Here is a 12,883-nt window from a genome sequence, read left to right on the forward strand (position 1 = left end):
ACCACTCGTCGGTCAGCCCTTGGCGACGATGCGCATGAAGGCGGGCATGTCGTCGCCGAAGCCAACGGTGGCGTCGTTTTCGTCTTCTCGGTTGCGGGCAGGGCGACGGTCATCGCGCTGGGGCCTGGTGTCGCCACGTTCCGGTGCACGTCGCTCGCTGCGCGCCGCGGAGCTCTTGCGCTCGGAATTTTCCGAGCGGATAGCGTCCTTGCGCGTGCGCCGCTCACCAGTGTCGGCGACCGTTTCCTCGGCCGCGACCGGCTGTTCCTCGCGCACGGTTTCCGGTGCCGCGTCTTCGCCATGCTTGGCCTGGCGTCCGCCTCTCTTGCGCTCGCCCCTGTCCTTGCGGTCGTCGTCCTTGCGGCCGGCACGACGCGGTGCACCGCGGCCACGGCGCGGAGCTTCGTCCTCGCCTTCGCTGGCCACCACCGTCGACAGGTCACCGTCATGCCACTCGATCTTGGTGCCGATCAGCCGTTCGATGGCGTCGATATACTTGGTGTCGGACTTGGTCGCGATGGTGAAGGATTTTCCGGAGCGCCCGGCGCGGCCGGTACGGCCGATTCGGTGGACGTAATCCTCGGCGTGGATCGGCACGTCATAGTTGAAGACGTGGCTGACATCGGGAATATCGAGGCCGCGCGCCGCCACGTCGGAGGCGACCAGATACCGAAGCTTGCCGTCCCGGAAATTTGCCAGCATCTGCATGCGTGCGCGCTGGTCCATGTCGCCATGCAGCGCGCCGGCGTCGAAATCATATTTCAGCAGCGAGCGGAACAGCTCCGACACCTCGATCTTGCGATTGCAGAAGATGATGGCGTTCTTCAGCTCCGCATCCTCGGCTTTGATCAGGTTGCGCAGCGTCTCGCGCTTGTCCCAGGGTTTGGAACCGGACTTCACCAGCCGCTGGATGATGTTGGTCGCGGCGGAGGCGGCCTTTGAAACCTCGACGCGCACCGGCGCGTGCAGGAACTTTTCGGTCAGCTTGGTGATCTCGGGCGGCATCGTCGCCGAGAAGAACAGCGTCTGCCGGGTGAAGGGGATCATCTCGCAGATACGCTCGATATCGGGAATGAAGCCCATGTCGAGCATGCGATCGGCTTCGTCGATGACGAGGATCTCGACGCCGTTGAGCAAGAGCTTGCCGCGCTCGCGGTGGTCGAGCATGCGGCCGGGCGTCGCGATGAGCACGTCGGCGCCACGCTCCAGTTTCTTGTCCTGTTCGTCGAACGACACGCCGCCGATCAGCAGTGCGATGTTGAGCTTGTGGTTCTTGCCGTATTTGATGAAGTTTTCCTCGACCTGCGCCGCAAGCTCGCGGGTCGGCTCCAGGATCAGCGTGCGGGGCATGCGGGCGCGGGCGCGGCCCTTTTCCAGTCGTGTCAGCATCGGCAGCACGAAGGAGGCGGTCTTGCCGGTACCGGTCTGTGCTATGCCAAGCACATCCTTGCCCAGAAGCGCGTGCGGAATGGCGCCGGCCTGGATCGGCGTCGGCTTGAGGTAGCCGGCGTCGGTGACTGCGGAAAGGACCTTCGGCGATAGGCCGAGGTCCGCGAAAGTCAACGCTTCTTGAGCGGTCTGGGTGTCTGAGGACAAGTTCTGGCTGTCTTTGGCTGTTCGGGGAAGCGCAACGGCATCCGTCGCGGCAGGCGCCGCGCGCCCGCAAGATCATCACTGCAACTAGGCGCAAGCCCGCGATTTGTCAACACAAACGGCCGGCAATGGCTCGATTGTGAAGTCGTAACCTTAATTACTATGTCTGATCCGGCCGCTTATCCGCGCGCCGGCTCAATATCGGCTCAATAACGGAACTGTTCCGCCAGTATGCGTTCGTTCCAGGAGTGATTGGGATCGAACAGCAAAGTTGCGGTCGCCGTCGCAGATTCCCTCACCGTCACGGAAGCTACGGCCTTGACCTCCGTATGGTCGGCGGCGGCGTTCACCGGCCGCTTTTCCGCCTCTAGTATATCGAAGCGCACGGTTGCCTTGTTGGAAAGCAAAGCGCCGCGCCAGCGGCGGGGGCGAAACGGGCTGACGGGGGTAAGCGCCAGCAGCGGCGCGTCGAGCGGCAGGATGGGCCCATGCGCCGAAAGGTTGTAGGCGGTGGAGCCGGCCGGCGTGGCGATCATCACGCCGTCGCAATTCAGTTCCTCGAGCCGTACCTGGTCATCTATGGTGATGCGGATCTTGGCCGTCTGATAGGACTGGCGCCATAACGCCACTTCGTTGATGGCCAGCGCCGAGACGGTTTCGCCATCCGAGGTAACGGCCTGCATCTCCAGCGGACGGATCGTTTCGGCGACCGCGGCCGCGATGCGCTCGGCGAGACCTCCGGAACGGTATTCGTTCATCAGGAAGCCGATTGTGCCACGGTTCATGCCGTAGACCTTTTTGCCGGTCCCCATCGTATCGCGCAAAGTTTGCAGCAGGAAACCGTCGCCGCCCAGGGCCACGACGACCTCGGCTTCCGCGACCGAATGCTGGCCATAGCGCGCCGACAGGCTTTCCAGCGCCGCTTTGGCGTCAGGCGTGCCGGACGAGACGAAGGCGATGCTGTTGGCGGCTTTGCTCATGGCTCCCCGACGGTGACCGGTTGGCGGCTGGGCCGGGGTAGCATGGGCGGGCCTGTGTGCAAAGAGAGCCCGCAGACGTGCGGTTCGAACCGGCAGTCGCGAATCATATCAGGGAACGAGCCAATGTGATGGTTAAGGCCGGGCTTAAACTCTCGTAAAGCCGCATCGATCATGTTAGCCGGCATGGTGGCGTGGGGGCGCCCACAGCGATCTTATGCCTTTCAGGATACGAAAGACGCTGTGGCACTTTTGATCGTGCGTGAATCCTTCGAGAGTCGAGCCCGATTCCGGGGACACGCGCCAGCCGGGACCAACATATTGCTGGTAACACGCCTGATCATCATCTCCGTCGTGCTGGGAAGCTTCGCGCTTGTCTTCGCCGAACTGGTGCGCCGCTCGGAAGAAACAAGCCTCAGGCCCTTGCCCACGGCCTCGCGCTGCGGCAACGCCGCCGGTATGCCTTGTCCGCAAAGGGCGCTGTAGGTCAAAACAAGCTGACTGCTAGGAGCCTGGTTGCAGATGGCAGCCGGCCTGGCGTTTCTGTGCCAGATACTCGTCGATCAGCTGGCGATAGCGCACCTTGCCGAAACTCGGGAAATGGCCGCCATGCACGACCGAGACGTCGAGGCCGCGCATGCCAAACATCGTCCCCAAATAATCACCGATATCGGAATGGTAGACGTCGTCGATCAGCGGGCCGTCATAGATGATGTCGCCGGAAAGCAGGATGCCGGTCTTCTTTTCGTACAGCGCGATGCCGCCTGGCGAATGGCCGGGCGTGTGGATCACCTCGAAGGCGCGATCGCCGAGGTCGACGATGTCGCCATGTTCGAGCAGGCGGTCCGCCGGGGCGGGCATGATGCGATAGCGCGCCGTGTCCCAACCTTCCGGCTGGCGATCGAACATCTCTTCATTGGCGTAGCGGTCAGCCACCGTCCATTCGTTGCGCGGATCGGCGAGGATTTCAGCCTCGGCCGCATGCACGCAACGTTCGGGAAATTCATGGTGGCAGCCTATATGATCGAAATGCGTGTGGCTGGCGACGCAGGTGAGCTTGCGCTCGCTGACCAGCGGCACATGGCGCCTGAGGCTGAAATGGCCAAGCCCGGTATCGAACAGCAGGTCGCGGTCGCGGCCGCGCACATGCCACATATTGCAGCGGAAGAACGGTTTGATCCATGGCTCGTGGATTAGCGTGACACCGTCGCCCATGCCGATGGTTTCGTACCAGTCAGGTGCGTCGACGACCGCAAGCATGCCCATGTTCAATCCGTCAGCAGGATGATCTTGTCTGTATCGCAGGAAACCGAGACCGTGTCGCCCGGCTGCACGACGGACGTCGCGGGCAGTTTGGCGATGAATTGCAGCGTGGCGTCTTCAGCGGAGACCGCGAGCACGCGCTTGAAGCTGCCCTGGAAAACGACATCGCTGACCTGCGCCTTGCCCAGCTTTGTGGCGCCTGAGGTCGCGCCCAGGGCAAGGTGCTCCGGCCGGATGGCCAAGGCAACCGCCGATCCCACCGGCAACGCTCCGGACGCCGAGACCGGCCCGACCTGTGTCGCGACAGTGCTTGTCCTGTCCATCATCTCCGCCACCGTTCCGCGAAGAATGGTGCTCTCGCCCATGAAAGTCGCCGAAAAGCGTGTCTTTGGGCGCGCATAGACGCGTTCGGGCGGCCCTTCGTCCTCGATGCGGCCGTCACTCATCACCACGCAGTGGTCGGCCAGCGCCATCGCTTCTTCCTGGTCGTGGGTGACATGGATGAAGGCGGTGCCGACGCGCTTTTGGATCGCTTTCAATTCGTCCTGCATCTGCCGGCGCAGTTTGAGGTCGAGCGCGCCGAGCGGCTCGTCGAGCAGCAGCACGGCGGGCTCGATCACCAGTGCGCGCGCCAGCGCTACGCGCTGCCGCTGGCCGCCGGAGAGCTGGTGCGGCTTCTTGTCGAAGGCGGCATCCAGCCCGACCAGCGCCAGCGTCTCACGCGCCCGCGCGGCGCGTGTCGCGCCATCGACGCCTTGCATGCGCAGGCCAAAACCGACATTGCCGCCGACGCTCATATGCGGAAACAGCGCATAATCCTGGAACACCGTCGTTGTCGGGCGCTTTGCCGGCGGAACGGCGGTGCAGTCCTCGCCTCGGATGAACACCTTGCCTTCGCTCGGTGTGACGAAGCCGCCCAAAATCGACAAAAGCGTCGTCTTGCCGGAGCCCGACGGTCCGAGCAGGATGGTGTAGCTACCGGGCTCTATCCGCAGCGATACGTCTTTCAGCACCGCCAGCTGGCCGAAACGGTGCGAGACCCCGCGGATGTCGACCAGGGGCGCGCTCATGCCGGCTTCCTCCGCAGCAATGTCAATTCGAACAGCACCACCAGCACGATGGAAACGGCGAACACCAGCGAGCCGACTGCGTTGGTCTTGGGGTTGAGGCCAGAGCGCAGCAGATTCCAGATTTCGACCGGCAGCGTGGTTTCGAAGCGTGTCAGCAGGAAGGAGATCACGAATTCGTCCCAGGAAAAGGTCATCGACAGGAAGAAGCCGGCGAAGATGGCCGGCGCCATGACAGGCACAGTAATCAAGAGCAGCACTTTCCATTCCGGCGCGCCGAGATCGCGCGCGGCGCGCTCGATGTTGATCTGGTGGTCGCCCATCTGGCTGTAGACGATGGCGAAGCAGAGCGGCAGGTTGATCACGACATGGCCGATGCCGGCGGCCATCAGCGATTTCGGCACGCCGGCCCAGTTGAACAGCACCAGCAGCCCCATGCCGATGATGAGATAGCTGACGGTAAGCGGTAGCGTGATCAACCCTCGCAGCAGGGCCGAACCCGGCAGCACGAAGCGCGCGAACGCCCAGGCGCTGAGGAAGCCGAGCGTGACGGCCGCGAGCGACGAAAGGACGGCCACCAGCAGCGAGTTCACCAGCGCCGAGGTCAGCCGCGTATCGGACAGGACGGCCTGGTACCAGCGCAGCGACGGGCCGGTGAAGGGCGGGATGGGGAAGGAGGTTGCCTGCAGCGAGAACAGCACGAGCACGATCACCGGCAGGAAAATGAAGGCATAGATGGCGATCGCGTAGAGACAGGAAGCGGTTCGGACGATCAGGCGCATCTCAGGCCCGCTCGATCTTCAGCCAGCGGGCGCAGGCGAGATAGGCGATGGTCACGACCGCCATCAGGATAATCGACAGGGCGGAGGCCAGCGGAAAATCGCCGCGCCGGCCGATCTGCATCATCACCAGCTGCGGCATGACCAGCTCGTTGTTGCCGCCGAGGATCTGCGGCGTGATGTAGTCGCCGATGCACAGCACGAAGGTCAGGAAGGCGCCGACCATGATGCCGGGCAAGGTCAGCGGCAGGATGACATGCAGGAAGGTGCGCACCGGCCCGGCGCCGAGATCAGCGGCGGCCTTGCGGTAGCTCGGACTGAGCTGCTTCAAATTGGCGAAGATCGTCAGCGTCAAAAGCATGACGAAGAAATGCACGAAGCCGGTCACGGTGGCGAAGCGCGTATTGGCGAGCTGCAGCGGTTCGCTGGTCAAGCCGATGCCGGTCAGCGTCCGGTTGATGACGCCGTTCTGCGCCAGCACCAGAAGCCAGGAATAGGAGCGCACGACATAGGACGTCCAGAACGGCAGCACGGCCAGCATCAGCGCCTGCCGCTGCCAGCGTTCCGGCACCTGTTCGGCCAGGATCCACGCGAAAGGATAGGCGAGCAGCACCGAGACCACGGTGACGATCGCCGTCACCTCCAGCGAATTCACCATCGCTTGCCAATAGGCAGGATTGGTGAAGAACTGGCTGTAATTGGCTGATGTGAAGCCGCCGCCCTCATGCGACGTCAGGCTGGAAAGCCCCATGGCAATGAAAGGCAACACGAAGAACAGCAAGGTCCAGCCGAGCGCCGGCGTAACCAGCGCCCAGGGCAGGGCCTTGTTTGCGGTGCTGCTCACGACGCCCGTCTACTGCGCCTGCAGCATCTCGGTCCACATGTCCTGCATCTTCTTGTCGAGGTCGGCGTTCGGCGCCGGATAGGCCTGGGCGCGGGCAAGGAATTCGGGCTGCTCGTCGAAGCGCAGGATCTTCTTCTGGTCGTCGGTGAGTTCCGCCTTGCTGTTCGCCGGCATGCCCCAATAGCAGGACGAGGTGGCAAGCCGCGCCTGGCCTTCCGGGCTCATGATGTACTGGATGAATTTCAGCGCCACGTCCTTGTTCTTGGAGTCCTTGAACATGGCCAGCGACTGCGACCACAGCACCGCTCCCTCCTTGGGGATCGAGAAGTCCAGCGCCGGGTTCTCCTTGGCCAGGCCCGCCGTCACCCATTCGCCGCCGCCGACCAGAATATCGACTTCACCGGTGGCGAGCGCTGTCTGGCTGGCGGTCACCTCGCCGACCAGCTTGGCGTTGGCCTTCATCTTGAGCAGTTCGGCCTTGAGGGCGGGAAGATCGGCCTCGGTGAGTTCAGCCGTTTTCTTGCCGATGGCGAGTGCCGCCATGCCGATGACCGGCAGGTAATAATCGTAGATGGCGACCTTGCCCTTGTACTTGTCGCTTGTCAGCGACGCCAAGGATTGCATGTCGGCCGGGTCGACCTTGGTCTTGTTGAAGCCGATCGTGTTGTAGCCGAACTTTTCGGTGATGCCGTAGCGCTTGCCGCCGACCACGGTAGAGTTGTCCATCTTCACCTGCGGAAAGAGGTCGCCCAACGGCAGCTTGTCCTCCGGCAGCGGCTCGAACAGGCCTTTTTCCACGCCGCGCGGCACGTCGATGCTGTCGATCACCATCACGTCCCAGTCGCCGGGTTGCGACTGTTCGACGATGGCGAGCCCCGCGCCGGTGCCCTCGAATTCCTTGACGTTGACCTTGACGTTGTTGGCCTCTTCGAAGGGCTGCAGCAGCGCCGGGTCGGCATGATCGCACCAGATCAGGGCGTTGAGATCGGCGGCCTGGCTGGCGCCGGCTGCTGAGAGCACCAGCGCCGTGGCGCCGCAAGCGGCGCCCAGATGTCTCTTCAGGATTGAAAGCGGATTGTTGGCTGCGGATCGTGCGGACATCGAGTGTTCTCCCTTGCCTTTGTGGCTTCTTGCAAAAAGTTGAACCAATTCTAAAATTGAGTCAATTCTGTTTTTGTGGCAGACAGCCGGTATGAATGGATTGAGGGCAAGGCAAAAGGCCGACCGGCACCGCCGCATCATCGAGGCGGCGGCCGAGCTTTTCCGCGAGGCCGGCTATGAAGGCGCCAAGATCGAGGTGATCGCGGCCCAGGCCGAAGTGTCGATCGGGACGATTTACAATTACTACCAGAATAAGGGCGACATCCTCGGCGCCATCGTCTCCATGGAGGTCAACGAGGTGCTGAATGCCGGGCGAGGCGTGGTCGACAGCCCACCGGCCAATGTCGGCGATGCGCTGGACACGCTGATCGGCATCTATATCGAGCACTCCTTGCACTATCTCAGCAAGGAGATGTGGCGCCAGGCGATGGCGATCTCGACGCAACTGCCCGACAGCCCGTTCGGCCAAGCCTACACGGCGCTCGACCGCGCTCTGACGCAACAGATCCGTGCCCTGATCGCAAGGCTGCAGGAGATCGGCCTGGTGCGGCGCGACATCGACGGGCAGGCGGTGGGTGAGCTGGTCTTCAACAACATGAACATGATGTTCATCGAGTTCGTGAAGCGCGACGAGGCAAGGATAGCGGAACTGCGCGCGGCGATCCGACGGCAGAACCGGATCCTGGTGGCGGCGATCGGGGTGTGAGGATGGAAGCGACCGCGGCATGAAACCAGCTTCCGCTGCCAGTGTGACTGACGATGAGTGGCCAACGGCGGCGCCCGTCTACACCGCCGGGCCCCGCGCACGGTATGGCCTAGCGGCTTGACGTTGGGGGGGATTGACAGCGTAGCCGCTGGACCTAGCGATCCCTTCGAAGCATCGACTGAAGGGAAAGCAGACGCGCGGCCGCAGTGGCGCAGGTAAAATCAGTGATCGGTCGGATCGATCTTTGTCAGGCGCTCTCGCGCTTCGGTCACGCGCCGCTGCGCGGACCTTATCCTGCTGCAGAGCGCGAGATTGATGCCGACGCCACAGTCTCCGTCCAGCATTTCTTCCGCTCGTTTGAGGGCGAGTTCCGCTCGGCCAATTCGCTGCCTGGCTCTGGCCAGTTCTATGTCCAAGAGTTCGATCATTGTTCCGCTACAGAGTTTGCGGTCCCTTCGATCGTTAACCGTCTCCGGCCGGGTTTGGTTCCGGGTTGCGGCTCGAGACTTAGGACAGCAGGAGAAAGTCGCCGCTTCGGCACCGACCACATTGCACGCGAAGTCGCCTCTTGAGTTGAATTTGAAATCTGATACAACTTATAGGAGTGCGAAGGGGAGAGGTTAATGGGGACGTTTTCAATCTGGCATTGGACGATCGTGCTGCTGATGGTCGGCGTGCCTGTTTTCTTTGCGGTTCGCTCAGCCGTGAAGCCGTCACAGGGCCCGGCGGCTCTTGTAGGATTCGGTGGCTGGCTTATGCTGCTTGCGATCGGTCAGGTTTTGTCGCCGCTGCGCACGCTCGCCGACTTGGCCAATTCGGCCGAGGGTTACCGGCAACTCATGCCCCTGCCAAATGGACTGGTTGCGGTGTATAGCGAGGTTGCCCTCAATCTGGCATTTCTGGCGCTTCAACTGGTTGTGCTCATTTCGATGCTGCGGCGAAGCCGACGCTTTCCACAATTGTTTCTGGTTCAGTGGATTGCGATACCGGTTGTGTTCGTCCTGGACACGATCTTGATCTCATCAACTCTGGGCGTCCCGGTGAGCCAGATCCTTGCTGGAGATGCGCTGGCGACACCCGTCCTGTCGTTCATCCTCACCGGGGCTTGGGTCGCCTACGTCTACAAGTCCGTCAGGGTGAAGAACACGTTCGGCGGCGAAGTGGCAGCCGGCCAGGTCGCGACGGCCTCCTAGCGAAAGTCCGCTGGGTTTCGCCTCTTCGCATGAGCAGTCCTCCTGCGACAGGCTTCGGAGGACACTCCTTCGTTTTGCGAGATCTGGTGTTCTTATAACGGGCTGGGTGGCCTGCCACCCGAAGCTTGAAGAGTGAGCGACCCGAGACATAGGTGACGTTTTGTACCGGACACATGGGTAACACTTTTGGCTTTTGGCCGGAGGTGTTGATGCCGTGGAGAGAGTGTTCGGTGATGGAGGAACGTCTACGCTTCGTGGCCCGTCTTCTGGACGGGGAAGGCATGAGCGATGTGTGCCGGGAGTTCGGCATCTCGCGCAAGACGGGCTACAAGATCTTCAATCGCTACAAGGATGAGGGCCTTGAGGCACTGACGGACCGCTCTCGGCGGCCGGTGCGCTATGCCAACCAACTGCCGGTCCAGATCGAGCGGATGATTGTGGAAAACAAGCAAGAGAAGCCGCACTGGGGCGCCAGGAAGATCAGGGAGTTGCTGATCAGGAAACTGGCCGGCGACGTGCGCATTCCGGCCAAGAGCACAGTTCATGCCGTGCTCGACCGCCACGGCCTTGTGAGCCAGGCCCGCAAGAGGAACCGGGCGAACAAGGCCGCGGGCACGCAACTGTCACAGGCGATGCAGCCCAACGATCTCTGGTGCGCCGATTTCAAGGGCGAGTTCAAGCTCGGCAACGGCCGCTACTGTTACCCCCTGACCGTCACCGACCAGGCTTCACGCTATCTGCTGGCCTGCGAAGCCCTTGAAGCGACAAAGGAGATTCCCGTCCTTGAGGCTTTCGTCCGGCTCTTCAAGGAACGTGGCCTGCCGGAAGCGATTAGAAGCGACAATGGCCTTCCTTTCGCAAGCCCCAACGGCCTCTACAATCTATCGAGGCTGTCGGTGTTCTGGCTGAGGCTCGGCATCGCCATCGAGCGCATCAGACCCGGCAACCCGCACGAGAACGCTCGCCATGGGCGCATGCACCGCACGCTCAAGGCCGAAACGACCCGGCCGCCGGGCATGAACACCCTCCAGCAGCAGGCCAGGTTCGATGCTTTCATGAGCGAATTCAATGACGAGAGGCCGCACGAGGCCATCGGCATGAAGGTGCCAGCCGAGCTCTACAGAGGCTCTTCAAGAGCCTATCAAGGCCTCCCCGGGCTGGAATATCCCTTCCATGACAAGGACATCCTCGTCACCGCCTGCGGCCGCATCTGCATGCACAGGAAGAAAATCAACATCTCCACCGTGCTCGCCGGCCAGAGGCTCGGAATCAGCGAAGTCGACGACGGCATTTGGCTCGTCTCCTTCATGCACTATGATCTGGGGTATATCGACTTGGAACAGAGGACCTTGCAGACCATCGACAACCCGTTCGGCACGAGGTTGTCACCCATGTCTTAGGTACATTCTGTTACCTATGTCTCCGGGCCGTACAGAGCGAAGGGTGGTGCCCCCGGCAGGAATCGAACCCGCGACCTTCGGTTTACAAATTTTGTGCCAGCACACCCCGGCGGATAACGTGGCCTAACGTTTTCGGCCATAAAATGTAGGAAAATCAAAGCATAGATGCTTATTGAGCATCGGTTTGCATATCGGCTCATAACGTAATATCACATACCCCGGATTACCCCTGACGTTACCCCGGAGCCGAAACCGATGCTTGGACCGATCCCTGGACAATTCAAAAAAGCCGCTGCGTTCATCAGCGCATTGAAGCCAACCGCAACGCGGCAAGAGATACCCGACAGCGCCCAAGCCGGGCTCTATCTGGTGATGCAACCGCAACCGAGCGGTGCGCTATCTTGGGCCGTACGAACGAAGATCGACGGCAAGCCGGCGAAAGTAACCATCGGACGCTATGACGAAGTAGGCAGCGCCGACGAACGCCTTGGAACCCTCATTTCACCAACGCAGGCGCTCAACGTCACACAGGCACGGGCAGCGGCCGAAAAGGTGATTGCCGATGCGAAGCGCGGCAACGATCCCCGGCAACGGAAGATTGACAAGACCAGTGTCAGCGCGTGGTTTGACGAATTCATCAAGACCGCTCGCGCAACCGGCTTCAAGGGTAGGGCGGTCAAGGCATCGACCGCAGACGAATACGAACGCATCATCACAACCAACATCAAGCCGCAATGGAAGCACGTCACCGACATTCGCACGGTCGATTACCGGGACGTTGAAAAGCTCTTGGCGAAGCTCACACCCGGCGCACGTCGCAACGCGTTCGCGGTGCTTTCCGCTTTCTTCCGTTGGAAGCCGGTTGCGCGCGCCATGGGCCGCAACATCATCGAGTTGGCAGAAGCACCAGCCAAGCCGCAAGGCCGTGACCGCGTTCTAGCGACCGACGAAATCAAAACCATTTGGAACGCTGCGGAAAAGTGCGGCTATCCTTTCGGGCCGATGGCGCAACTGCTCTTGCTGACCGGGCAGCGCCGCGACGAAATCGCCGAATTGAAATGGCGCGAGCTTTCCGACGACCTGGACGCGATCACGCTTGAAGCGTCCCGCACCAAGAATTCGCGACCGCATGTTGTGCCGCTCGCGCCACTCGCGCAAACGATCATCAAAGCATTGCCACGGGTCGCAGATGCAGACGGCAATCCGTCCGAATACGTTTTCACCACAACCGGAGCCACGCCATTTAGCGGCTTTAGCAACGGCAAAAAAGCGCTCGACAAGCATTGCGGCGAACCGGCCTTGCCAGATTGGCATCTGCATGATTTGCGGCGCACATGCGCAACGGAACTCGCAAAGCTTGGAATCAAGCAGGAAGTGACCGAAGCGATCCTAAACCACAAGACCGGCAAAGTTTCCGGCGTAGCCGCGATCTACAATCGCTATGATTATCAAGACGAGAAAGCCGAAGCTTTAAAGCAATGGGCAATTCGCGTTGCCACCATCACCGCGAACAACGTGACGTTGCTTCCGAAACGTGCATAACTCGAAAAATCGTTAGGACATGCTCTTGACCGTGAGCTTGCGTTAGCTCACGGTTCCCAATGCCGCCTGATTTGGGCGGCGCAATGGTCGGATGACCTAAGCCGCTTGGCCCGGCGCTCGCGTGGTGGATGCCCGCAAATCCTGACAACCCAGCGATTTGAGGCATGTCCCCATGAACACGAACCCCATTGATACACTTATCCTCGCACCCACGGTGCGCCTCATCTGCGGCGGCATTTCCGATATGACGCTTTGGCGTTGGCTGAATGGCGAAACCGATCCCCGGACGGGGAAGACGACGCCACCAGTTGCCGATTTCCCGAAGCCTGCCCGCATCATCAATCGGCGGCGGTACTGGTCGCGCGGTGAGGTCGAGCGCTTCGCGGCCGGCCGACGTGTCGATGCGGCCTGATTTTCC

At 61.5% G+C, this 12,883-nt stretch carries 14 protein-coding genes and 1 tRNA gene; 7 read left to right on the forward strand and 8 right to left on the reverse strand.

Going from position 1 to position 12,883, the window contains the following annotated elements; genetic code table 11:
- Nucleotides 1-12: 12 nt before the first annotated feature.
- Nucleotides 13-1,596, reverse strand: a complete 1,584-nt coding sequence (locus FJ490_RS05660; protein ID WP_181165113.1) for a DEAD/DEAH box helicase — start codon at nt 1,594-1,596, stop codon at nt 13-15.
- Between the two features lie 203 nt (nt 1,597-1,799).
- Nucleotides 1,800-2,573: an NAD kinase gene (locus tag FJ490_RS05665; protein ID WP_140522140.1), complete on the reverse strand. Its 774-nt coding sequence runs from the start codon at nt 2,571-2,573 to the stop codon at nt 1,800-1,802.
- A 318-nt stretch (nt 2,574-2,891) separates the two neighbouring features.
- Between FJ490_RS05665 and FJ490_RS05670 the strand changes: the two genes are divergently transcribed.
- Nucleotides 2,892-3,056 (forward strand): hypothetical protein, encoded by a 165-nt coding sequence (locus FJ490_RS05670; protein WP_181165112.1) that lies wholly within the window; start codon nt 2,892-2,894, stop codon nt 3,054-3,056.
- Between the two features lie 18 nt (nt 3,057-3,074).
- On the opposite strand, the gene FJ490_RS05675 is transcribed toward FJ490_RS05670, so the two are convergent.
- From FJ490_RS05675 to FJ490_RS05695, 5 genes are read right to left on the reverse strand one after another with little or no spacing between them, the layout of a single operon-like run.
- On the reverse strand, nt 3,075-3,836 hold the full coding sequence (locus tag FJ490_RS05675) for an MBL fold metallo-hydrolase (protein ID WP_140522144.1): 762 nt from the start codon (nt 3,834-3,836) through the stop codon (nt 3,075-3,077).
- Nucleotides 3,837-3,838: 2 nt separating this feature from the next.
- A complete protein-coding gene (locus tag FJ490_RS05680; RefSeq protein WP_140522146.1) occupies nt 3,839-4,903 on the reverse strand; it encodes an ABC transporter ATP-binding protein in 1,065 nt (354 codons plus the stop codon).
- Complete coding sequence (locus tag FJ490_RS05685) at nt 4,900-5,682, reverse strand: ABC transporter permease (RefSeq protein ID WP_140517632.1); 783 nt, start codon at nt 5,680-5,682, stop codon at nt 4,900-4,902. Before FJ490_RS05685 ends, FJ490_RS05680 begins: the two co-directional genes overlap by 4 nt.
- Nucleotide 5,683: 1 nt before the next feature.
- Complete coding sequence (locus tag FJ490_RS05690; RefSeq protein ID WP_140728306.1) at nt 5,684-6,523, reverse strand: ABC transporter permease; 840 nt, start codon at nt 6,521-6,523, stop codon at nt 5,684-5,686.
- Nucleotides 6,524-6,532: 9 nt separating this feature from the next.
- Nucleotides 6,533-7,624, reverse strand: a complete 1,092-nt coding sequence (locus FJ490_RS05695) for a spermidine/putrescine ABC transporter substrate-binding protein (protein WP_140728307.1) — start codon at nt 7,622-7,624, stop codon at nt 6,533-6,535.
- 91 nt (nt 7,625-7,715) lie between these two features.
- Between FJ490_RS05695 and FJ490_RS05700 the strand changes: the two genes are divergently transcribed.
- The 4 genes from FJ490_RS05700 (at nt 7,716) to FJ490_RS05715 (ending at nt 10,923) form a co-directional block, all read left to right on the forward strand.
- Nucleotides 7,716-8,330: a TetR/AcrR family transcriptional regulator gene (locus FJ490_RS05700; RefSeq protein ID WP_140564614.1), complete on the forward strand. Its 615-nt coding sequence runs from the start codon at nt 7,716-7,718 to the stop codon at nt 8,328-8,330.
- 206 nt (nt 8,331-8,536) lie between these two features.
- Nucleotides 8,537-8,902, forward strand: coding sequence for a hypothetical protein (locus FJ490_RS32595; protein ID WP_181166214.1), 366 nt, complete (start codon nt 8,537-8,539; stop codon nt 8,900-8,902).
- Nucleotides 8,903-8,953: 51 nt separating this feature from the next.
- Nucleotides 8,954-9,523 (forward strand): DUF2569 family protein, encoded by a 570-nt coding sequence (locus FJ490_RS05710; RefSeq protein WP_140728308.1) that lies wholly within the window; start codon nt 8,954-8,956, stop codon nt 9,521-9,523.
- Between the two features lie 209 nt (nt 9,524-9,732).
- A complete protein-coding gene (locus tag FJ490_RS05715; protein ID WP_140728309.1) occupies nt 9,733-10,923 on the forward strand; it encodes a helix-turn-helix domain-containing protein in 1,191 nt (396 codons plus the stop codon).
- A 44-nt stretch (nt 10,924-10,967) separates the two neighbouring features.
- Here FJ490_RS05715 and FJ490_RS32600 read toward each other — a convergent pair.
- Nucleotides 10,968-11,026 (reverse strand) — tRNA-OTHER (locus FJ490_RS32600).
- Nucleotides 11,027-11,178: 152 nt separating this feature from the next.
- Between FJ490_RS32600 and FJ490_RS05720 the strand changes: the two genes are divergently transcribed.
- Together FJ490_RS05720 and FJ490_RS05725 are read left to right on the forward strand one after the other, a co-directional pair.
- Nucleotides 11,179-12,465 (forward strand): site-specific integrase, encoded by a 1,287-nt coding sequence (locus FJ490_RS05720; RefSeq protein ID WP_140728310.1) that lies wholly within the window; start codon nt 11,179-11,181, stop codon nt 12,463-12,465.
- Nucleotides 12,466-12,637: 172 nt separating this feature from the next.
- Nucleotides 12,638-12,877: a hypothetical protein gene (locus tag FJ490_RS05725; protein WP_140728311.1), complete on the forward strand. Its 240-nt coding sequence runs from the start codon at nt 12,638-12,640 to the stop codon at nt 12,875-12,877.
- Nucleotides 12,878-12,883 lie beyond the last annotated feature (6 nt).

The organism is Mesorhizobium sp. B2-5-11, from assembly GCF_006440835.1.
Lineage (GTDB): Bacteria > Pseudomonadota > Alphaproteobacteria > Rhizobiales > Rhizobiaceae > Mesorhizobium.